The 22,743-nt window shown below is 56.1% G+C and carries 16 protein-coding genes; 5 read left to right on the top strand and 11 right to left on the bottom strand.

Annotation, left to right across the window (positions count from 1 at the left end):
- Positions 1 to 104 precede the first annotated feature (104 nt).
- A complete protein-coding gene (queD, locus tag IM290_RS04925) occupies positions 105 to 470 on the top strand; it encodes a 6-carboxytetrahydropterin synthase QueD (protein WP_006811776.1) in 366 nt (121 codons plus the stop codon).
- Here the strand turns inward: queD and IM290_RS04920 are convergent.
- Positions 455 to 2,809, bottom strand: coding sequence for a helix-turn-helix domain-containing protein (locus IM290_RS04920; protein WP_193354474.1), 2,355 nt, complete (start codon positions 2,807 to 2,809; stop codon positions 455 to 457). The genes queD and IM290_RS04920 overlap by 16 nt on opposite strands.
- A 171-nt stretch (positions 2,810 to 2,980) precedes the next feature.
- Here IM290_RS04920 and IM290_RS04915 point away from each other — a divergent pair, with 171 nt between their 5' ends.
- Both IM290_RS04915 and IM290_RS04910 read left to right on the top strand, forming a co-directional pair.
- Positions 2,981 to 4,150 carry a M20 aminoacylase family protein gene (locus tag IM290_RS04915; protein ID WP_017692754.1) on the top strand — a complete coding sequence of 390 codons (1,170 nt, stop codon included), beginning with the start codon at positions 2,981 to 2,983 and terminating at the stop codon, positions 4,148 to 4,150.
- A 27-nt stretch (positions 4,151 to 4,177) separates the two neighbouring features.
- A complete protein-coding gene (locus IM290_RS04910) occupies positions 4,178 to 5,575 on the top strand; it encodes an MFS transporter (protein ID WP_193042443.1) in 1,398 nt (465 codons plus the stop codon).
- A 17-nt stretch (positions 5,576 to 5,592) separates the two neighbouring features.
- Here the strand turns inward: IM290_RS04910 and queE are convergent, their stop codons facing one another.
- The 3 genes from queE to IM290_RS04895 are packed head-to-tail and all read right to left on the bottom strand — an operon-like array spanning position 5,593 to position 8,585.
- Complete coding sequence (gene queE, locus IM290_RS04905) at positions 5,593 to 6,264, bottom strand: 7-carboxy-7-deazaguanine synthase QueE (protein ID WP_006811780.1); 672 nt, start codon at positions 6,262 to 6,264, stop codon at positions 5,593 to 5,595.
- Between the two features lie 54 nt (positions 6,265 to 6,318).
- On the bottom strand, positions 6,319 to 7,026 hold the full coding sequence (locus tag IM290_RS04900; RefSeq protein ID WP_033487593.1) for an N-acetylmannosamine-6-phosphate 2-epimerase: 708 nt from the start codon (positions 7,024 to 7,026) through the stop codon (positions 6,319 to 6,321).
- On the bottom strand, positions 7,026 to 8,585 hold the full coding sequence (locus IM290_RS04895) for a PTS transporter subunit EIIC (RefSeq protein ID WP_193042444.1): 1,560 nt from the start codon (positions 8,583 to 8,585) through the stop codon (positions 7,026 to 7,028). Before IM290_RS04895 ends, IM290_RS04900 begins: the two co-directional genes overlap by 1 nt.
- A gap of 166 nt (positions 8,586 to 8,751) precedes the next feature.
- Between IM290_RS04895 and IM290_RS04890 the strand changes: the two genes are divergently transcribed.
- Complete coding sequence (locus IM290_RS04890) at positions 8,752 to 9,576, top strand: MurR/RpiR family transcriptional regulator (RefSeq protein WP_193042445.1); 825 nt, start codon at positions 8,752 to 8,754, stop codon at positions 9,574 to 9,576.
- 52 nt (positions 9,577 to 9,628) lie between these two features.
- Here the strand turns inward: IM290_RS04890 and eno are convergent, their stop codons facing one another.
- The 5 genes from eno to rlmD form a co-directional block, all read right to left on the bottom strand.
- On the bottom strand, positions 9,629 to 10,927 hold the full coding sequence (gene eno / locus IM290_RS04885; RefSeq protein ID WP_022649201.1) for a phosphopyruvate hydratase: 1,299 nt from the start codon (positions 10,925 to 10,927) through the stop codon (positions 9,629 to 9,631).
- Between the two features lie 82 nt (positions 10,928 to 11,009).
- A complete protein-coding gene (gene pyrG, locus IM290_RS04880) occupies positions 11,010 to 12,647 on the bottom strand; it encodes a glutamine hydrolyzing CTP synthase (protein WP_003862718.1) in 1,638 nt (545 codons plus the stop codon).
- A 223-nt stretch (positions 12,648 to 12,870) separates the two neighbouring features.
- On the bottom strand, positions 12,871 to 13,662 hold the full coding sequence (mazG, locus tag IM290_RS04875; RefSeq protein WP_003862720.1) for a nucleoside triphosphate pyrophosphohydrolase: 792 nt from the start codon (positions 13,660 to 13,662) through the stop codon (positions 12,871 to 12,873).
- Between the two features lie 67 nt (positions 13,663 to 13,729).
- Positions 13,730 to 15,961 (bottom strand): GTP diphosphokinase, encoded by a 2,232-nt coding sequence (gene relA, locus IM290_RS04870; protein WP_193042446.1) that lies wholly within the window; start codon positions 15,959 to 15,961, stop codon positions 13,730 to 13,732.
- A gap of 51 nt (positions 15,962 to 16,012) precedes the next feature.
- Positions 16,013 to 17,311 carry a 23S rRNA (uracil(1939)-C(5))-methyltransferase RlmD gene (rlmD, locus tag IM290_RS04865; protein ID WP_193042447.1) on the bottom strand — a complete coding sequence of 433 codons (1,299 nt, stop codon included), beginning with the start codon at positions 17,309 to 17,311 and terminating at the stop codon, positions 16,013 to 16,015.
- Positions 17,312 to 17,368: 57 nt separating this feature from the next.
- Here rlmD and barA point away from each other — a divergent pair, with 57 nt between their 5' ends.
- The gene (barA, locus tag IM290_RS04860; RefSeq protein WP_003862726.1) at positions 17,369 to 20,128 is read left to right on the top strand and encodes a two-component sensor histidine kinase BarA; all 2,760 of its coding nucleotides are present in this window, start codon (positions 17,369 to 17,371) and stop codon (positions 20,126 to 20,128) included.
- 50 nt (positions 20,129 to 20,178) lie between these two features.
- Here barA and IM290_RS04855 read toward each other — a convergent pair whose 3' ends face one another.
- On the bottom strand, positions 20,179 to 21,324 hold the full coding sequence (locus tag IM290_RS04855; protein WP_193042448.1) for a glycerate kinase: 1,146 nt from the start codon (positions 21,322 to 21,324) through the stop codon (positions 20,179 to 20,181).
- 77 nt (positions 21,325 to 21,401) lie between these two features.
- On the bottom strand, positions 21,402 to 22,739 hold the full coding sequence (gene gudD / locus IM290_RS04850) for a glucarate dehydratase (protein WP_032619132.1): 1,338 nt from the start codon (positions 22,737 to 22,739) through the stop codon (positions 21,402 to 21,404).
- Positions 22,740 to 22,743: the final 4 nt, after the last annotated feature.

The following is a 22,743-nucleotide window of genomic DNA, read 5'->3' as shown; positions in this document are numbered from 1 at the left end:
ATACCATGAATACGAGGCGGTGACCGTTCAGAGCCGTTTTAGTTAATGATAAAAATTGTGCTTTCCGGTACTATGCGGCGGTTTTTTCCGCATTCCTGAGAGCTATGATGTCCACCACACTGTTTAAAGATTTCACCTTCGAAGCCGCACACCACCTTCCACACGTTCCTGCCGGGCACAAATGTGGCCGCCTGCATGGACACTCGTTTATGGTGCGTCTTGAAATCACCGGTGAAGTCGATCCCCATACGGGCTGGATCATGGACTTTGCCGAACTGAAGGCCGCGTTTAAGCCGACCTACGATCGTCTCGATCACTACTATCTGAATGATATTCCGGGCCTTGAAAACCCGACCAGCGAAGTGCTGGCGAAATGGATTTGGGATCAGATGAAACCGCTGGTGCCGCTGCTGAGCGCGGTGATGATCAAAGAGACCTGCACGGCAGGCTGCGTCTACCGCGGGGAGTGAATCTCCTCCGTTGCGGCCTCACGAGGCACGAGCGGCGTAAACTCGTAGAGCACCAGCGCATTACTCTCCAGTGATTCACTCAGTTGCCAGCCGTCATAAAGGCGTTCATCGCGTACGGAAAGCGTTGGACGCGCTTTATGCGCTATCCAGCGCCACATCTCTTCATCAGGGCCGCTTTCGCTGCCAACCCCTTCAAGCAGCGGATAGAGCGCGCCGTTGTGCTGATCAAACAGATGACATTTAATTCGCCATTTACCGCGCATTCCCTTCAGGTGTAAATGATACTGCTGGCGAAAACGCTGGATGAATGCTTCTTCACTGGAAAGGAGCGGATTAAAAACCACCACATTACGCAGCAACAGCTGATAACCATTGCGATGGCGCGTAAGCAGGACACGCTTATCATTGACCAGCACCTCGCCCCGCAGACGTTGCCAGAGCCAGAGTACCCAATAAACCGGACGCGGCAGACCATGGTTATACTGTAGCGCCAGGCTTGAGGTATCGATGGTGTTGTTCGCACGAGCTTCTCCCTGAAGGCCCGAATTGAGCCAGAATCCCGCCAGCCAGACCTGCTCCGAAAGTCCAAGCAGGTTCTGCATCAGCAACGCCCCACGAAAAAACCAGCCGTTTGTCGCCCGCGTGTTGCCGGTGAGGGTATTCCAGGAGAGAAGCCAGACGGGAAGCGAACTTTTTCGCAGGCGAAGGGCGGCGAGGATCTGGCGGACCTTCAGTATCGGATAATTTTCCGTTGAGGAGAGAGGGGTTGCCTCCAGCTGCGCGGGATCGAGAAGCTCATTGGCATCGGCAGAACAGGCAAGAAAATCGGCCTGCATCAGGATGGCTGAACTGAACAGGGTATCGTCGCTTACGCCCGCGCTGACGGGGGCAAATCGGTGCCATAAACCAAACTTTGCCTGCGGAAGATAAGTTCGTATTGCCTTTTGCTGGGCCAGCCAGACCTGCTCCCGGGTCTCCTCACTTGCCTGTGTTGACCAGTGCATGACGAAGTGCCAGCCCGCGGTGATCTCTGGCGAAAAATGATTAACCGACTGTTGTAAAAAACGGGTAAGAAGATCGCGACGGGTCGTTACGCCGGTGTGCAGTAGCACCGTCCACTGCTTTTTTGCCAGCCAGGTGAAGAGCTGATGCAGATTGTACCAGCAGGCGTAGCCCGCTATCTGGGGGTCATCCCACCCGGTGGCAAACAGACGACTGCTGAGAAAAGGTTCGGCGATATCAATCCCCTCAATGGGAATGGCCTCATTTATCGCCTCCAGATTTTGTCGAACGTCCTTACGCAGCAAATCGTCGAGCTCACGCAGGGTAATGACCACCCGCATACGGCGCAGCGAGGCAGAAAGAGGATTAAGCTGCTCAAGATCCAGGCTCTGCTCCTGCTGCGGATGAACGATGAGCGGCGAGGCTCCCCAACCGCGCGCCACCGGTTCATTGAGCAGGCTAAACAGCTTGTCCACGGCGACCGGATAGCGCTGCTCACGCCTGTCCGTCCGAATACGTGCCGCCTCCGGGTGCTGGCGCCGGGTCTTACGAAACTCACCCGGAGACATATTGTGAACACGCCTGAACCGATCGCTCATCATACGCGTGCTGGCGAAACCCTGCTCAAGCGCAATCTGGTGCAGCGGTCGGTTCGTCAGCCGGAGAGCGTCGGCCGCCTTTTCCAGCCGCAGGTGGGTGATGTACTGCATGAAACTGATCCCCACCTCCTTGCGAAAGAGACGAGAGAGCCAGGCTTCAGAGACATATTCACTCGCGGCGATTTCCGCAAGCGTAATACGGCGGGAATAACTGGCATTGATCCGCTCTATCACCCGGGCGATGCGTTTGCTGTGCGCTGAGGAAAGTTCCCGGGACAGCATACGGGCGGGCTGTTGAAAGCGGCTGGTCAGCAAGAGCAATATCTCGCTCAGCCAGCGGTACGCCTCCAGCCGGTAGCGGTGCGGGTCGTTGATGAGGGTGACCACAAGAAGCTGGCGCAGCAGATCGCGAAGCGCATCGCATTGGGGCCAGACGCCTCCGGCTTCTGCCGGTACAGCATAATCATGGGCAAAAAAATCATTGCAGAGCTGGATGACCCAGCGCCCGGAAAGGGTTACGCGCAGGGTGACATTTGCCGTTTCGCTCGTGAACAGCCAGCGCCGATGACGGTTGATGATAGCAAGGGTATTGGCCTCCAGGATGTCATGTCCCACATCGGTGTTCAGCTCTGCCCGCCCTTCCAGCACCCAGAGCAACGTTAGCGTATCGCCTTCATCCTCCACGCAGTGGCGAATGTCCTGAATCTCTATCCAAAATTCATCTCCCCGTTGCGCCATCTTACCCCTCACCAAAGACAAAAAATGACCTGATCTTTTTTGTCATAACTGAATTGTATGAAAAACAATCAAAATAAAGCCGTCGCTTTACAACAAAAAAATGCATTTTCAGGCGGGACGATCGTCATAGACTCGAAATTATCATCGTTTGGCAGAAAAAGGATAACAAAAATGACACATCCAATTATCGAAGCTCTGCGTGGCAACGAAGCTAGGTTCACTGAATTACGTCGCTATTTTCATCAGCATCCTGAAATTGGTTTTGAGGAGCACAACACGAGCGATCGCGTTGCAGCGCTGCTTCAGGAATGGGGATATGAGGTTCATCGCGGCCTGGCGAAAACCGGTGTGGTCGGCACACTGAAGGTGGGTAACGGGCATAAACGCCTGGGCCTGCGCGCCGATATGGATGCGCTGCCAATGCAGGAAAACAACGGCAAGGCGTGGAGCAGTACCGTTGAGGGTAAATTCCACGGCTGCGGTCATGACGGCCACACCACAACGCTCCTGTATGCAGCGGAGTACCTGGCACGCACCCGCAATTTTAACGGCACGCTGCACCTTATTTTTCAGCCCGCGGAAGAACTTCTGTATGGCGGACGCGTTATGGTAGAGGACGGTTTGTTTGACCTGTTCCCCTGCGACCACATCTTCGGTCTGCACAATATGCCGTCACAGCCCCTCGGAAAAATTGGTCTGCGCGATGGCGCCATGATGGCCTCTTCCGACACCCTTCATATTGAGGTTAACGGCGTGGGGGGGCACGGCGCGGTGCCAGAACATACCGTTGACGCCACCCTGGTTGCCTGCCATATCACTATCGCTTTGCAGTCGATTGTTTCGCGCAACATTACCCCCTTCCAGCCAGCCGTCGTTACCGTAGGCAGCATTCAGGCCGGGCACGCTCCCAACATTATCAACGACAAGGTATTGATGAAACTTACCGTTCGCACGCTGGATGAACGCGTGCGACAAACCGTGCTACAGCGTATCCATGATATCGCCGTTGCACAGGCGGAAAGTTTCAATGCGACGGCCACCATTCGACACATTAACGGCAGCCCGGTGCTGAAAAACAATCCGCAAGCCAACGAGATGGTGCGCAGCGTCGCCACCGATCTGTTCGGTCAGGATGCCGTCGCGGAGGTCAATGCGTTTATGGGCAGCGAGGACTTTGCTTTCATGCTCGAGAAAAATCCCAATGGCTGCTATTTCACGCTTGGCGCCGGGGATGAGCCTGACCGCTGCATGGTACATAACCCGGGCTACGACTTTAACGACAACATTCTCCTCACCGGCGCGGCGCTGTGGGCCGCACTGACCGAACACTATCTGCGCTGATTCGCACCTTCCCGGGAGGGCTGCACTATGAGTACCGTTTCCCTGACAGGCGCATCCGCCTACGCCGGTAACGATCGGCTGCTGGCGGGTATCGTCATGAGCGTTCTGACATTCTGGCTGTTTGCCCAGTCGGTTATCAACGTGGTTCCGGCCATGCAGAATAGCCTCGATATTGCCCTCGAAACCCTTACGCTGGCCGTCAGCCTGAGCGCGTTGTTCAGCGGCTGTTTTGTCGTCGCCTGCGGTGGGTTTGCCGATAAGTTTGGGCGCATGCGCCTGACCATGATTGGCCTGATCCTGAGCATGATCGGGAGTGGTCTGCTGTTCATTTCATGGGAGCCCATCCTGTTTCTGTTGGGAAGAGCGATACAGGGGCTATCAGCGGCGTGCATCATGCCCGCCACGCTGGCGCTGATTAAGACCTGGTATGAAGGTAAAGCACGCCAGCGCGCAATCAGTTTCTGGGTTATCGGTTCATGGGGCGGGAGTGGCCTGAGCTCGTTTGTGGGAGGTGCCATTGCCACCACGCTGGGCTGGCGCTGGATTTTTATTCTGTCGATGGTGGTGGCTCTGGCCGCGCTATTGCTTATCCGCGCCACGCCGGAAAGCCGCAGCCCTGATGCGTGTCGACACAAACTGGATATCAGCGGCCTGGTGAGTTTTGTCCTTATGCTGGTGCTGTTCAATCTGTTTATTAGCAAAGGACACAGCTGGGGCTGGAGCAGCAGTTTATCGCTTCTTGTACTGTGTGGAGCCGTGATTGCACTGATGTGCTTTGTCGTTACCGGGCGGCGAAAAGGCGATGCGGCGCTGATCGATTTCGCCCTGTTTAAAAACCGGGCCTATAGCGCCTCGGTATTCTCAAATTTCCTGCTCAACGGCTGCATTGGCACCATGATGATCGCCAGCATCTGGTTGCAGCAGGGCCATCATCTGTCACCGCTACAGACCGGCATGATGACGCTGGGGTATCTGGTTACCGTACTGGCGATGATCCGGGTGGGTGAAAAACTGCTTCAGCGCTATGGCGCCAGGCTGCCGATGATGACCGGCCCGCTGCTGACCGCAACAGGTATTTCGCTGATTTCATGCACCTTCTTAAGCAAAGAGGTCTACATTGTTACCGTTTTTCTGAGCAATATTTTATTCGGGCTGGGGCTCGGATGTTACGCCACGCCCTCAACGGACACGGCGGTAATGAATGCCCCTGAAAACAAAGTGGGGGTGGCTTCAGGGATCTATAAGATGGGCAGCTCCCTGGGCGGAGCCATGGGGATCGCGGTCACCGCATCGCTGTACGCGCTATGGCTGCCGATGGGAACGGCCAGTGCCGCGCAGTATGCCTTGCTTTTCAACAGTGCGATTTGCCTTGGGTCGGTAGTCGTGACCTGGGCTTTACTGCCAACAACAAAAGCCCCGCGTTAAGCGGGGCCACAAAAGTATCAGGCAATGTTCAGATATTTGTGCGTCTGCATCGACAGGCGCCAGTTGCGGGCGATACAGGTTTCAATGCACAGACGGGTCGCATCGTCTTTCTGGCTGATAGGCTGGAGCGCGATCACGCGCTGCTTTTCGTCCGTCAGCGTCGCCAGCAGTTCATCCAGCGCTTCGATGTCACGCACGCGCCCCACCGGATGTTTGATCTCATCAGCTCGCTCAAGCGCCTGCGACAGTACGTCATACCCGCCACGCATATTCACTTTTGGTGAAACCGTGACCCACGTTGAATGGGAGCAGCGCACTTCATGGGTGCCGCTGGTTTCGATCTGACAGCTATAGCCGTTCTTCTCGAGCAGTTCGGTGAGCGGCATCAGATCGTGAATGCAGGGTTCCCCGCCGGTGATCACCACGTGCCGCGCCGTCCAGCCCTGACGACCAATAATGGCAAGCAGATCTTCTGCGCTGCCCGCGCCCCATTTATCGCTCTCTTTGGTTTTCGCCAGAATGCTGAACAGCGATACTTCCCGATCTGCGAGCTTATCCCACGTATGTTTGGTATCACACCAGGCACAGCCAACCGGGCATCCCTGTAAACGAATAAAGATAGCGGGAACGCCGGTAAAGTAACCCTCGCCTTGCAGGGTCTGGAACATCTCGTTAATCGGGTACTGCATAGTCAACTCTGTTAAGGGAATAAACGATAAGTATCGCAGATCCCCGTCAGATGATCATGCTCCATCGGTGCTTTGCGCGCCAATTGCCGCCATAAACCGTTCCGTAATTTGCTGTGGTCGGGTGATCGCCCCGCCGACGACAACCGTGTGCGCCCCCAGCGCCAGACACCTGGCCGCGCGTTCAGGCGTATCCACGTTACCTTCAGCAATCACGGGGATCGTGACGGCAGACAGCACCTCTTTCAAAAACGCGCAGTCATTTTCCGGTAGCGAATGGCCCGCAGTCTCCGCCGTATAACCGTAAAGGGTGGTTCCGACGCAATCAAACCCCAGCACCTGCGCGGCCACGGCCTCCTGCACGGTGGCAATATCCGCCATCAGCAGCAGCGAAGGGTAACGGGTGCGGATCTGCGCGATCAGCATGTCCAGCGATCCGCCACCGGGCCGTTTCCGGGCGGTCGCATCCAGCGCAACGATCTCCGGGCCGACCGCCATCAACTCATCCACTTCTTTGAGCGTTGCGGTGATGAACACCTCGCTGTCCGGATAGTCTCGTTTGATGATGCCGATTACCGGCAGTGAGACCAGCCCTTTGATAGCCTCAATATCCACCACGCTATTGGCGCGGATCGCAGCGGCACCGCCCTGGGCCGCCGCCAGCGCCATTCGCGACATAATAAACGGGCTGTGCAACGGTTCGTTTTCCAGCGCCTGGCAGGAGACGACCAGTTTTCCTTTCAGGTTATCCAGTACAGTTTTCATTACGATAAGATCTCTTCTACTTCGTTTTTGATAATGGTGACGTGCGGTCCATAGATGACCTGGACACCGTTGCCGCGGACGATTACGCCGCGGGCGCCGGTCGCTTTCAGTGCAGATTCATTGACTTTGCTACCGTCTTTCACCGTGACGCGAAGGCGCGTGGCGCAGCAGTCAACGTCATCCAGATTGTCTTTTCCTCCCAGCCCGGCGATCACCGCCGCGGCGCGCTCGCTTTGCGGCAGGGTAGCCTCGTCAGCCAACGCCTCCTTTTCACGGCCCGGCGTGGCAAAATCAAAACGTTTGATCAGATAGCGGAAGGTACAGTAGTAAAGGAAGAACCACGGTACGCCCACCAGCGGGACGAACATCCAGTTAGTTTTCGCTTCCCCCTGCAAAATGCCGAACAGCACGAAATCAATAAACCCGCCGGAGAATGTTTGTCCGATGGTGATGTGCAGCATGTGCGCGAGCATGAACGCCAGCCCGTCAAACAGCGCATGAATGACGTACAGCACCGGGGCAATAAACAGGAATGAGAACTCTATGGGCTCGGTAATTCCCGTCAGGAATGAGGTTAACGCCGCAGAGAGCAGCAGCCCGGCAACCCGCTTTTTGTTCTCCGGCCTGGCCGTGTGGTACATCGCAAGGCAGGCGCCGAGCAGACCAAACATCATGGTAATAAAGCGCCCGGACATGAAGCGCGACGTGCCCTCATAGAAATGCTGCGTGTTCGGGTCGGCGAGCTGGGCGAAGAAGATCCGCTGCGTACCCTCAACCAGGTGACCGTTAACAATTTCACTGCCGCCAAGCGCGGTGGTCCAGAACGGAAGATAGAAGATGTGGTGCAAACCAAACGGGCCAAGCATGCGCAGGATGAAGCCGTACAGCAAAGTCCCCAGATAGTCGGTGGCATCCACCAGCCCGCCGAGGCCAAAGATCAGCTTCTGAAAATGCGGCCAGACCACGGTCATCAGCGCGCCGACGAGTATCGCCGCCAGTGAGCTGATAATGGGAACGAAGCGTGAGCCGCCAAAAAAGCCCAGGAATTGCGGAAGCGCGATTTTATTAAACCGATGATGCAGTGCGCAGGTCACCAGCCCAATAACTACCCCACCAAACACGCCCGTTTCAAGCGTCTGAATACCCAGCGTCATGCCCTGCCCTACGGCGCCCGGGTTCTCATGCGCCAGTTTTCCGGTCAGGATCAGCAGCGCATTGATAGTGGCATTCATCACCAGATAAGCGAGCAACGCCGCCAGCCCTGCCGTGCCTTTATCATTTTTCGCCAGCCCAACGGCGACCCCAACAGCAAACAGTACCGACAGGTTTGCAAACACAATCGAGCCTGCGCTGCTCATGATGGTAAAGATGGCCTGTAGCCAGCCAACGTCTAAAAATGGATACGCAGTAAGCGTATTTGGATTCGATAGCGCCCCGCCGATCCCCAGCAACAGACCTGCTGCGGGCAGTATGGCGATGGGTAACATAAAGGATTTGCCGAAGCGCTGCGCTTTTTCAAACCATCCGCCGGAAGACGCTCCGCTGAACATTTGCATCATTTTTTTATCCCCCTGGTTATTGATGAAAATTTTTACCACATATATTTTTAATTGTGAAAATTACCACCAAAAACCAGGACGCCGATCATACTTTTTCGAAATGACTGGCATCTCTCCCCCGCTTTCCGCCACACTAGTTGGCAGAGAAACGCATTAAGGATCTAGCATGTCGGACCATGAAAACCTGCTGCTGAAGCTACGCCAGGAGGCTTCCGGGTACAGCCCAACGCAACAAAAACTGGGGGAGTTTGTCCTCAACGATCCTGCCAGGGTGCTCTACCTGACGATCACCGAGCTGGCGCGTGAAAGCGGCACCAGCGAGGCCAGCGTCACACGCCTTTGCCGCACGCTGGGCTGTAAGGGATATAACGAATTTAAAATGGCGCTTGCGCTGGATATTCAGCAGGGTTTGCCGGAGCGTCAGGCAGGAGATGCGATAGATAACGTGGTGGATGAGTCTGTCCAGGCGCTGCAAGATACCGCAAAACTCCTCGACCGGGCCCAGCTTGAACAGGCGACACTGGCCCTTCATCTGGCGCAGTCAGTGCAAATTTACGGAGTGGCAGCCAGCGCAATTCTGGGGGAGTATTTGCATTACAAGCTGCTGCGACTCGGTAAACCTGCACAGCTGTTTAGCGATATGCATCGCGCCGCCATGAATGCGACGACGCTCTCGAAAGAGACGCTGGTGGTGGCCATCTCAAGTTCCGGCTCTACACGGGATCTGCTTCACGTGGTGAAACTCGCCCGCAAGCGGGGCGTTAAGGTACTGGCGCTCAGCAATACGCCCCGCAGCCCGCTGGCCTCCCTGAGCGATTTACAGCTGGTTGCAGCCAAACCCGAGGGACCGCTGAGCGCGGGTGCGCTCAACGCCAAGGTTGGCGTGATGCTGCTGGTTGAACTGCTAACCACTTCCCTTATTGCAGTAGACAGCCATTACGGTGACGTCAGTCAGCAAACGGCAAGCGCCACGTTGCCGCTTCTGCTATAGAAAACAAAAAACCCGCCGAAGCGGGTTTTTTCATAAGAACGAAGGTTCGGGCTTATGCCTGGCCTTTGATCTCTTTACGACCGTTGTAAGGTGCTTTTTCGCCCAGAGCTTCTTCGATACGAATCAGCTGGTTGTATTTAGCAACACGGTCAGAACGGCTCATAGAACCAGTTTTGATCTGGCCAGCAGCGGTACCAACAGCCAGGTCAGCGATGGTAGCGTCTTCAGTTTCGCCAGAACGGTGAGAGATAACCGCGGTGTAGCCAGCGTCTTTCGCCATTTTGATCGCAGCCAGCGTTTCGGTCAGAGAACCGATCTGGTTGAATTTGATCAGGATGGAGTTAACGATGCCTTTCTCGATGCCTTCTTTCAGGATCTTGGTGTTGGTTACGAACAGATCGTCACCAACCAGCTGGATTTTGTCGCCCAGTACTTTGGTCTGGTATGCGAAACCATCCCAGTCAGACTCGTCCAGACCGTCTTCGATAGAAACGATTGGGTACTGTTTGGTCAGGTCTTCCAGGAAGTGGGTGAACTCTTCAGAGGTGAACGCTTTGTTGCCTTCGCCAGCCAGAACGTATTTACCGTCTTTGTAGAATTCAGATGCTGCGCAGTCCATCGCCAGGGTGATGTCTTTGCCCAGCTCGTAGCCTGCTGCTTTAACCGCTTCAGCGATAACAGCCAGTGCTTCTGCGTTAGAACCCAGGTTTGGCGCGTAGCCGCCTTCGTCACCAACAGCCGTGTTCATGCCTTTAGCTTTCAGAACTTTAGCCAGGTTGTGGAACACTTCAGAACCCATACGTACCGCTTCTTTCAGGGATTTCGCGCCAACTGGCTGAATCATGAATTCCTGAATATCAACGTTGTTGTCTGCGTGCTCACCACCGTTGATGATGTTCATCATTGGTACAGGCATGGAGTATTTGCCTGGGGTGCCGTTCAGTTCAGCGATGTGCTCGAACAGTGGCATGCCTTTAGCTGCCGCTGCCGCTTTGGCGTTCGCCAGGGAAACGGCCAGGATTGCGTTCGCACCGAAGTTAGATTTGTTTTCAGTACCGTCCAGATCGATCATGATCTTGTCGATGCCAGCCTGATCTTTAGCATCTTTGCCAACGATAGCCTGAGCAATAGGACCGTTAACAGCGCCAACCGCTTTCAGTACGCCTTTGCCCATGAAACGGGATTTGTCGCCATCACGCAGTTCCAGCGCTTCGCGGGAACCTGTAGAAGCCCCTGATGGAGCCGCTGCCATACCGACGAAACCACCTTCCAGATGAACTTCAGCTTCAACGGTCGGGTTACCACGGGAGTCGATGATTTCACGACCGATGACTTTAACGATTTTGGACATTAGATTTTCCTCAGTACAAGTTAAACTAAAACTCCAGACAAACAACGCGTACCAAAGGTACGCGTTGCCGTTCTAACTTTTTTTACTTCGCCTGACGCTTCTGGTACTCGCTGGCGGCTTTCACGAAGCCTGCAAACAGCGGATGCCCGTCACGCGGCGTTGAAGTAAATTCCGGGTGGAATTGGCAGGCCACGAACCACGGATGGTTAGGCACTTCGATGATCTCGACTAACTGATCATCCCCGGAACGGCCCGCAACACGCAGACCCGCAGCTTCAATTTGTTTCAACAACATGTTGTTGACTTCATAGCGGTGACGATGGCGCTCGGTGATGACCGGCTCGCCGTACAGCTTGCGTACCACGCTATCGTCGGACAGCTGGCAGGCCTGTGCGCCAAGACGCATGGTGCCACCCAGATCGCTCTTCTCGGTACGGACTTCGACGTTACCGTCTTCGTCGCGCCATTCCGTAATCAGCGCCACAACAGGGTACTTACAGTCTGGCACAAATTCCGTAGAGTTCGCGTTTTCCATTCCCGCTACGTTGCGCGCAAATTCAATCAGCGCAACCTGCATACCCAGGCAGATACCGAGGTATGGAATATTGTTTTCACGCGCATAGCGTGCAGTGGCGATCTTGCCTTCAACACCACGGTAGCCGAAGCCGCCAGGGATGAGAATCGCATCCAGATCTTTAAGAATTTCAACGCCGCGCGTCTCCACATCCTGCGAATCAATCAGCTTGATGTTCACAGAGACGCGATTCTTCAGACCACCGTGTTTCAGCGCTTCGATAACTGACTTATAGGCATCTGGCAGTTCGATGTACTTGCCGACCATACCGATAGTCACTTCGCCGCCCGGATTGGCTTCTTCGTAAATCACCTGCTCCCATTCAGACAGGTTAGCTTCCGGACAGTTCAAGCTGAATCGTTTACAAATATAATCGTCCAGACCCTGTGATTTCAACAGGCCCGGGATTTTATAAATGGAATCGACATCTTTCATTGAAATAACGGCTTTTTCAGGCACGTTACAGAACAATGCAATTTTCGCGCGTTCGTTCGCCGGAATCGCGCGATCGGAACGGCAAACCAGGATGTCAGGCTGAATACCGATGGAGAGCAGCTCTTTAACAGAGTGCTGAGTCGGTTTGGTTTTCACTTCACCTGCTGCCGCCATGTAAGGCACCAGCGTCAGGTGCATGAACAGCGCGTGCTCACGACCAATATCTACCGCCAGCTGACGAATCGCTTCGAGGAACGGCAGGGATTCGATATCCCCCACGGTACCGCCGATTTCAACCAGCACAACGTCATGCCCTTCGCCACCGGCAAGGACACGCTCTTTAATGGCGTTAGTGATGTGTGGGATGACCTGCACGGTCGCGCCCAGGTAGTCACCACGGCGCTCTTTACGCAGAACGTCAGAGTAGATACGGCCAGTCGTAAAGTTGTTACGACGGGTCATTTTGGTACGGATGAAACGCTCGTAGTGGCCAAGATCCAGATCGGTTTCAGCGCCGTCTTCAGTAACGAACACTTCCCCGTGTTGGGTTGGGCTCATGGTGCCAGGATCGACGTTGATGTACGGATCCAGTTTCATCATGGTCACATTGAGGCCACGGGCTTCAAGAATGGCTGCGAGGGAGGCTGCGGCAATGCCTTTACCCAGAGAGGATACGACCCCGCCGGTCACAAAAATATAGTTCGTTGTCATGCTGAACCTGAGAAGTTAGGGTGAAACGATGGAATAACCAGGACGGGAAAGTAGTATACCCGAACACGACGAGCGCCACAAACTTTCATTCTCCGTCTCCACTCCAGGCCATGACAAACATAAGGAGTGAGAAAATAGCCCCTTTTGGGTAAATGTTTTTGACGCAAATCAAGCGCTTGTCATTTAAAAAATCACACAAATTGCGCTTGATCGCAAAATCTCGTTAGAGATCATGTTCCTGGCGTTTTACTTCCTGCCAGACTTCTTCCATCGCGTCGAGGTCAATCCCGCTCATTTCGAGGCCGCGCGAGGCCACAATCCGCTCAACTTCGCGAAAGCGTCGTTCGAATTTAATGTTCGCTTTTTGCAGGGCGGTTTCCGCTTTTACACCGAGGTGGCGCGAAAGGTTGACGGTCGCAAACAGCAGATCGCCCATCTCCTCTTCCAGCTTTGCTTCATCCACAACGGCCTGCTGCGCTTCATGCATCACTTCGTCGATCTCTTCGTGCACTTTTTCCAGCACCGGGCCGAGAGAGGTCCAGTCAAACCCTACCGCCGAGCAGCGCTTTTGAATTTTGTGCGCGCGCATCAGCGCGGGAAGGTTCAGGGGAATGTCGTCCAGCGCCGAGTGCTGGGATTTTTCAGCGCGTTCGGCGCTTTTGATCTGCTCCCAGCGCGCCAGCACTTCCGCACTGTTGCCTGCGGAGGCATCGCCAAAAATATGCGGATGACGACGCTCCAGCTTGTCACTGATAGCGGCGCAGATATCGTCAAAGTTAAAGCGCCCCTCTTCCTGCGCCATCTGCGCGTAGAACACAACCTGGAACAGCAGGTCGCCCAGCTCACCGCGCAGGTCGTCGAAATCTTCGCGCGAAATCGCGTCCAGCACTTCGTAGGTCTCTTCCAGCGTGTAAGGCGCAATGGTGGCGAAAGTCTGCTCTTTATCCCACGGGCAGCCGTTTTCCGGGTCGCGCAGGCGTTTCATGATGCCAAGCAGGCGGTCGATTTGAGTCATAACAGATTCCATTAAATGCCAGAGCCGGGTGGCGGCGTTGCCTTACCCGGCCTACAGAAGAGGATGTTTAGCCGCCGTGCAGACGACGCGCGTCAATCACATCCGGCACCTGGTTCAGTTTGCCGAGTACGCGGCCCAGCACCTGAAGGTTATAGATTTCGATAGTCATATCGATGGTGGCAAGCTGCTCGCGGGTATCGCTGCGGCTGGCAACGCCCAGCACGTTGACCTTCTCGTTGGCGAGAATGGTGGTGATGTCGCGCAGCAGGCCGCTGCGGTCGTTGGCAGTGACGCGCACCACCAGCGAGTAACCCGCCGAGTAGCTCTCCCCCCAGACGGCTTCCACGATACGTTCCGGCGCATGCGATTGCAGCTCTGCAAGCTGATCGCAGTCGGAACGGTGAATCGAGATCCCGCGCCCCTGGGTGATAAAGCCGACAATATCGTCTCCCGGGATCGGCTGGCAGCAGCGGGCAATATGGTGCATGAGGTTACCCACCCCTTCAACCACCACGCGGCCATTGTCCTTGCTGCGCTGCTGCGGAGCGTAGGTTTTCTGCTGGAGTTGTTTCAGCGCTGCCGCATCCTGCTCCGCTGCGCTTGGCTTGTTGAACTGCGCTTGCAGGAAGTTCACCATCTGGTTCAGGCGGATATCGCCGCCACCAATCGCCGTTAACAGTTCGTCGAGCTCGTTGAAGTTGTAGCGCGGCAGCAGGAACTTCTCCGCTTCTTTCAGGCTGATGCCAATATGTTCCAGCTCGTCGTCCAGGATCTGGCGACCGGCAAGGATGTTCTTGTCACGATCCTGCTTACGGAACCAGGCGTGAATTTTAGAGCGCCCACGGCTGGTGGTAACGTAACCGAGGTTCGGATTCAACCAGTCGCGGCTTGGGTTTGGCTGCTTCTGGGTGATGATTTCAATCTGATCGCCCATCTGGAGCTGGTAGGTAAACGGTACGATACGTCCGCCGATCTTCGCCCCGATGCAACGGTGCCCCACATCGCTGTGGATGTGGTAGGCGAAATCGAGCGGCGTGGAGCCTGCCGGCAAATCAACCACGTCCCCTTTCGGGGTAAAGACGTAGACGCGATCGTCGAAGACCTGACTGCGCACTTCGTCGAGCATTTCGCCGGAGTCGGCCATCTCTTCCTGCCACGCAATCAGCTTACGCAGCCAGGCGATACGGTCCTCGTGACCGGAGCGACCGCCACCGGAGGTACCCTCTTTGTATTTCCAGTGCGCCGCCACGCCCAGCTCGGCGTCTTCGTGCATCTGTTTGGTACGGATCTGAATTTCCACCGTTTTGCCGCCAGGGCCGAGCACCACGGTATGAATAGACTGATAGCCGTTTGGTTTGGGGTTGGCGACGTAGTCATCGAACTCATCCGGCAGATGGCGGAAGTGAGTATGCACTATCCCCAGCGCGGCATAGCAGTCCTGGAGACGCTCCGCCACGATACGTACGGCGCGCACGTCAAACAGCTCGTCAAAGGCGAGGTGTTTCTTTTGCATTTTGCGCCAGATGCTGTAGATGTGCTTCGGACGCCCGTAGACCTCGGCGCGCACATTCTCCTCTTTCATCGACTGGCGCAGCCCGCTGACAAATTCCTCGATATAGTGCTCGCGGTCAATGCGGCGTTCGTGCAGCAATTTTGCAATGCGTTTGTATTCCGCCGGATGCAGGTAGCGGAAGCAGTAATCTTCCAGCTCCCACTTCAGTTGCCCGATACCGAGACGGTTCGCCAGCGGCGCATAGATATTCGTACACTCTTTAGCGGCCAGGACGCGCTCGTCTTCCGGCGCATCCTTCACTTCACGCAGATGGGCAACCCGTTCGGCCAGCTTGATAACCACGCAGCGGAAATCATCTACCATCGCCAGCAGCATGCGACGGACGTTATCCACCTGCTCGGAAGAGACAGAGTCCGTTTGCGCGGCTTTAAGCTGACGAATGGCTGCCATGTCACGCACGCCGTGGATAAGCGCCACGACGGACTGGCCGACGCTTTCACGCAGGACGTCTTCCGTCACCACGTCGGCGTCCGCCAGGGGGAACAGCAGTGCGGCCTGTAGCGTTTCAATATCCATGTTCAGCATGGAGAGAATTTCAACCATCTCCACGCCGCGCCACAACAGCAGTTCAGCGTCCGGATGCCCCTGCGTTGTGCGTAAACAATAGGCCCAGGTTTCGGTTAAGCGTTCACACGACTGCTGGCTGGAAATCCCCAGACTTGCGATCCATTTTTGAGGGTCAAACTCACCAGCTTTATTTAAATGTGCACTTCTTACCGCAACCATCGTCCTCTCCTTTAGGGACAAGGGCCTGTCGAAGTCGACAAGCCAAACTCATTAGATGTGCTCGAACAACACCATCGATTCCAGATGACCAGTGTGCGGGAACATGTCCAGCATTGCCAGACGTCGAATCTGGTAACCCCCGCTCAATAATGCTTCGCTGTCACGGGCAAGCGTCGCCGGGTTACAGGAAACATAGACCACGCGTTCAGGCGCGAGTTTAATTATATGCTGCATCACGCCCGGCGCACCTGCGCGCGCCGGGTCGAGCAGGATCTTATCAAAGCCCTGCTTAGCCCACGGTTGCTGAGTAACATCATCCTCAAGATTTTGATGAAAGAATGTCACATTTTGCAAGCCGTTCTGTTGGGCGTTTTCCTGGCCTTTCACCACCAGCGCCTCAACGCCTTCCACCCCGACCACGCTTGCTGCTTTGCGGGCCAGCGGCAGGGTAAAGTTCCCCATACCGCAGAACAGATCGAGCACCCGATCGGTGGGTTGTACGTCCAGCCACGCCAGCGCGTTCGCCACCATCTTCTGGTTCACGCCGTCGTTGACCTGGATAAAATCCCGCGGGCTGAACGTTAAGCGTAGCCCGTCTGACGCATACCAGGGCGCTTCTCCGCTGACCTGCTCAAGTATCTCGCTTTGCGGCGCGAGGAAAAGCGCAAGCTCATGAGAATGCGAAAAGCGTTCCAGTTTTTCGCGATCTGCCTTTGACAGCGGCGCGGTGTGGCGCAGTACCATCAGCGGGCCACTGTTGGCCAGCACCAGTTCGACATGGCCCAGCGAACGCACGCCATCCAGCGATGCAAGACAGTGGTGCACGTCCGGGAGCAACGCCTCAAGATGGGGCACCAAAACAGGGCACTGCGTGACAGAGACGATATCGCTGGAGCCGGCTTTGCGAAAACCCATCTCCAGCCGCTCGGTTTTGGGCTGGTAGCTGAGGCTCAGGCGAGCGCGGCGACGGTAGCCCCAGGGCCGATCGGCAATGATGTCATTCACGTCGTGTCCGACCAGGCGGGCCAGCGCGCTGCTTTTACTTTTTTGCTGTAATTCTGTGCTGGCATGCTGTTGCTGGCAGCCACCGCAGACGCCAAAATGGGGGCAGCGAGGCATCACGCGCTCCGGGCTATCATTAAGACGGCGCTTGACCTGACCACGCGCATACTGACGTTTTTCTTCCGTCAGCGTAATATCTGCGCGTTCTCCTGGCAGCAAACCTGTGATAAACAGTGACTTACCCTTGTGACGCGCCACCCCCTGTCCAAAAGGATCGAGGTCCGTGGCTTCAACAGTTATGATCTGACGCGTCGTCACGCGTCGTTTTGCAGAGTAGAATTGCGCCATCGCCGAGATTGTTCTCAAATAAACATAATTAGCCTGATTGTCCCATAACGGAACTCCATGACCAACTACAGCCTGCGCGCGCGCATGATGATTTTGATCCTCGCTCCTACCGTTCTCATCGGTTTGCTGCTGAGCATTTTCTTTGTGGTGCATCGCTATAACGATTTGCAGAGACAGCTTGAAGATGCCGGGGCCAGCATTATCGAACCGCTGGCCGTCTCCAGCGAGTACGGTATGAACCTGCAAAACCGTGAATCCATTGGTCAGTTAATCAGCGTGCTGCACCGCCGTCATTCAGAGATTGTGCGCGCCATTTCCGTTTACGATGAGCATAACCGTCTGTTCGTCACCTCGAATTTCCATCTGGATCCCACGTCGCTGAAAATCCCGGATGGTACCCCCTTCCCGCGTCACCTTACGGTGTTGCGGCGCGGCGATATCATGATCCTGCGCACGCCGATTATCTCCGAAAGCTATTCACCCGATGAATCCGCCCAGTCCGATGCGAAGTCCAGCAATAATATGCTGGGATATGTGGCGCTGGAGCTGGATCTTAAGTCGGTACGGCTCCAGCAGTACAAAGAAATATTCATCTCCGGCGTGATGATGCTGTTCTGCATCGGCATCGCGCTGATCTTCGGCTGGCGACTGATGCGCGACGTCACGGGGCCTATCCGCAACATGGTGAATACCGTTGACCGGATCCGCCGGGGTCAGCTCGACAGCCGCGTGGAAGGCTTTATGCTCGGCGAGCTGGATATGCTGAAAAATGGCATCAACTCAATGGCGATGTCGCTGGCGGCTTATCACGAAGAGATGCAGCACAACGTTGACCAGGCCACCTCTGACCTGCGCGAAACGCTGGAGCAGATGGAGATCCAGAACGTGGAGCTGGATCTGGCGAAAAAACGTGCGCAGGAGGCGGCACGAATTAAGTCTGAGTTCCTGGCGAACATGTCGCACGAGCTGCGCACGCCGCTGAACGGGGTGATTGGCTTCACCCGTCTGACGCTCAAAAGCGAGCTGAACCCGACCCAGCGTGACCATCTGCATACCATTGAACGCTCAGCCAACAACCTGCTGACCATTATTAACGACGTACTGGACTTCTCGAAGCTGGAAGCGGGCAAGCTGATTCTGGAGAGTATTCCCTTCCCGCTGCGCAGCACGCTGGATGACGTGGTCACGCTTCTTGCCCACTCATCGCATGATAAGGGTCTGGAACTGACGCTCAATATTAAAAATGATGTGCCGGATAACGTCATTGGCGACCCGCTGCGCCTGCAACAGGTCATTACCAATCTGGTGGGCAACGCGATTAAGTTCACCGAGAGCGGCAACATCGATATTCTGGTCGAAAAAAGGGCGCTCAGTAATAACAAAGTGCAGATTGAAGTGCAGATCCGGGATACCGGAATTGGTATTCCGGAGCGCGATCAGACGCGTCTGTTCCAGGCTTTCCGCCAGGCCGATGCGAGCATTTCCCGTCGTCACGGCGGAACGGGCCTGGGGCTGGTGATCACCCAAAAGCTGGTGAAAGAGATGGGAGGCGATATCTCCTTCCACAGCCAGCCTAACCGGGGCTCAACCTTCTGGTTCCATATCAACCTTGATCTTAACCCGAACGTGCAGACCGACGGCCCGGTCACCGGGTGCCTGAAGGGGATGCGTCTGGCCTATGTGGAACCGAACGCCGCGGCAGCGCAGTGTACGCTTGATGTATTAAGCAGCACGCCGCTGGAGGTCATTTACAGCCCGACCTTCTCCGCGCTGGCGAACGATCATTACGATATCCTGTTGTTGGGGATTCCGGTGACGTTTACCGGAGAACTGACCATGCAGCAGGAACGCCTGGCGAAGGCGGCCTCAATGACGGACTACCTGCTGCTGGCGCTGCCGTGCCACGCCCAAATCAACGCCGAAGAGCTGAAAAACGACGGAGCGGCGGCGTGTCTGCTGAAACCCCTCACCGCCACACGGCTGTTACCTGCGCTGACCGAATATTGCCGTCTGACGCATCAGTCCCTGCCGCTGGAAAACGACGAACATAAGCTGCCGATGACGGTGATGGCCGTGGACGACAACCCGGCGAACCTGAAGCTGATTGGCGTGCTGCTTGAGGATCAGGTTCAGCATGTTGAGCTGTGTACCAGCGGCGCCGAAGCCGTGGAACAAGCCAAACAGATGCAGTTCGACCTGATCCTGATGGATATTCAGATGCCGGGCATGGATGGCATCCGCGCCTGCGAGTTGATTCGCCAGCTTCCGCACCAGCAGCAGACGCCGGTGATTGCCGTGACGGCGCACGCGATGGCGGGGCAAAAGGAGAAACTGCTGGGTGCGGGCATGAACGATTATCTGGCGAAACCGATCGACGAAGAGAAGCTGCACAGCCTGCTGCTGCGCTACAAGCCGGGGCACATTGGCGGGACATACACCATTACAGCTGAATCGCCGGAGATCAGCGTTAACCAGAATGCCACGTTTGACTGGCAACTGGCGCTGCGCCAGGCGGCGGGCAAACCCGATCTGGCCCGCGATATGCTGCAAATGCTGGTGGACTTCCTGCCTGAGATCCGTAACAAGGTTGAAGAACAGCTGGTGGGTGAAAACCCCGAAGGACTGCTGGAAGCCATTCATAAACTGCACGGCAGCTGCGGCTACAGCGGCGTACCGCGGTTGAAAAATCTCTGCCAGTTGCTTGAACAGCAGCTCCGCGCGGGTACGCCAGAATCCGATCTCGAACCGGAGTTCCTGGAGCTGCTGGACGAAATGGACAACGTGACGCGGGAAGCAATGAAGGTGTTGGGGAGCTAAGACCAAAGCCCGGTGGCGCTTCGCTTACCGGGCCTACAGGAGCACGAACGTTAACGCGACATCCCCTGCCCCATCTTTATCACCGCCGCAATATTCCTTGCGGCCATCTGTACATTCTGTTGCGCATTTTCCAGCGCATCCTCCAGCGAGCAGATGGTGTAGATCACGCTGAATACGGCATCCAGTCCATGCTCATGCACCACGCCAACATCCGCCGTCAGGCTGCCGGCAATGCCGATAACTGGCTTGTTATAGCGTTTCGCGACTCTCGCCACGCCAACGGGCACTTTGCCGTGGATCGTCTGGCTGTCGATACGCCCTTCGCCCGTGATCACCAGATCGGCGTCCGCGACCTGTTCATCAAGATGCAGGGCATCGGTGACAATCTCAATCCCCTGACGGAGCTGTGCGCCGCAAAATGCATACAGCGCCGCCCCCATTCCGCCAGCCGCACCGCCGCCCGCCAGGTTTAAGACGTCAATATCCAGATCCCGGGCGATAATTTTTGCGTAATGCGCCAGCGCGTTGTCCAGCGTCCTGACCATCTCCGGCGTCGCCCCTTTCTGCGGACCAAATACCGCAGAAGCGCCAGCTTCGCCGATCAGGGGGTTGGTCACATCGCAGGCCACTTCAATTCGACAGTCTGCCAGCCGCTTATCCAGCCCGCTAAGATCGATATGCGCAAGGCTTGCCAGTTCGCCGCCGCCCGGCCCTACGGGCTGCGCTTTCGCATCCAGCAGTTTTACGCCCAGCGCCTGCACCATGCCTGCGCCACCGTCATTGGTCGCGCTGCCTCCAATGCCAATAATGATATGCTTAACGCCCGCATCCAGCGCATGACGGATCAGTTCCCCGGTTCCCCAGGAGGTGGTGATTAACGGGTTACGCTTTGCGGGAGCAACAAGCTCCAGACCGCTCGCTGCCGCCATCTCAATAAAGGCGCTTTTCCCGTCTCCGGATAACCCGAAAAACCCTTCCACGCGTTCACCCAAAGGCCCGGTAACGGGAACATGGACAAGACGCCCATGCGTGGCTGCCACCATCGCTTCCACCGTCCCTTCGCCACCATCGGCAACCGTTAATTTGACATAGTCCGCTGACGGGAAAATGTCGCGAAAACCGACCTCTATCGCTGTCGCCACCTCCAGCGCGCTCAAGCTTTCCTTATACGAGTCCGGAGCGATAACAATTTTCATAAGCCATCCTTACGCATGTTAGTTACGTTAAGCATACACCACGTAAGGGACCACTCATGGGAGCGGTCCCAATGCGCTTATCGTACCATGCACGGACGTTTATTGTCGAATGTCCACTCTGGGATCAGGTATTGCATCGCCAGCGCGTCATCACGCGCGCCCAGGCCGTGTTTCTGGTACAGCTCATGCGCTTTCATGACCTGGTCCATATCCAGTTCTACGCCCAGACCCGGCGTAGCAGGAACCTGTACCATACCGCCTTTGATTTCAAACGGCTGTTTGGTCAGGCGCTGGTTGCCCTCCTGCCAGATCCAGTGGGTGTCGATGGCGGTAATGTTGCCCGGCGCGGCAGCCGCCACGTGGGTGAACATCGCCAGCGAGATGTCGAAGTGGTTGTTGGAGTGCGAGCCCCAGGTCAGGCCGAACTCATGGCACATCTGCGCCACGCGAACCGAGCCCTGCATCGTCCAGAAGTGCGGGTCTGCCAGCGGAATGTCCACCGATTGCAGCGAGAGCGTGTGCCCCATCTGACGCCAGTCGGTCGCGATCATGTTGGTGGCGGTTGGCAGCCCGGTGGCGCGACGGAACTCCGCCATCACTTCACGTCCGGAGAACCCCTGCTCTGCACCGCACGGATCTTCCGCATAGGCCAGCACGCCTTTAAGCTGCTTACCGATTTTTATCGCCTCATCAAGCGACCAGGCACCGTTCGGATCCAGCGTGACGCGCGCCTGCGGGAAGCGCTTCGCCAGCGCGGCGATCGCCTCTGCTTCTTCTTCACCCGCCAGTACACCGCCTTTCAGCTTGAAGTCATTAAAGCCATATTTTTCATACGCGGCTTCCGCCAGACGCACCACCGCGTCCGGGGTCATCGCTTCATCGTGACGCACACGATACCAGTCGCATTTTTCGTCCGGCTGGCTCTGGTACGGCAGCGGGGTGAGTTTGCGGTTGCCGATAAAGAACAGGTAGCCGAGCATTTCCACTTCGCTGCGCTGCTGGCCGTCTCCCAGCAGGGAGGCGACATTGACGCCCAGATGCTGGCCCAGCAGATCCAGCATCGCGGCTTCAATGCCCGTGACCACATGGATAGTGGTGCGCAGATCAAACGTTTGCAGACCACGGCCACCCGCATCACGATCGGCAAAGGTCGTACGCACGCGAGTCAGCACATTTTTGTACTCGCCCAGCGTTTTACCCACCACCAGCGGAATGGCGTCCTCCAGCGTTTTACGGATCTTCTCCCCGCCCGGGATTTCACCGACACCGGTATGCCCTGAGTTGTCCTTGATCACCACAATATTACGGGTGAAGAACGGCGCATGGGCGCCGCTCAGGTTCATCAGCATGCTGTCATGTCCCGCGACAGGAATGATCTGCATGGAGGTGACTACAGGGGTAGAAAATGTGCTCATCGTT

Origin of the sequence: Enterobacter cloacae complex sp. S1 (assembly GCF_014930525.1) — a bacterium.
Classification (GTDB): Bacteria; Pseudomonadota; Gammaproteobacteria; order Enterobacterales; family Enterobacteriaceae; genus Enterobacter; species Enterobacter hormaechei_C.
This window is presented reverse-complemented; position numbering and strand designations above follow the sequence as displayed.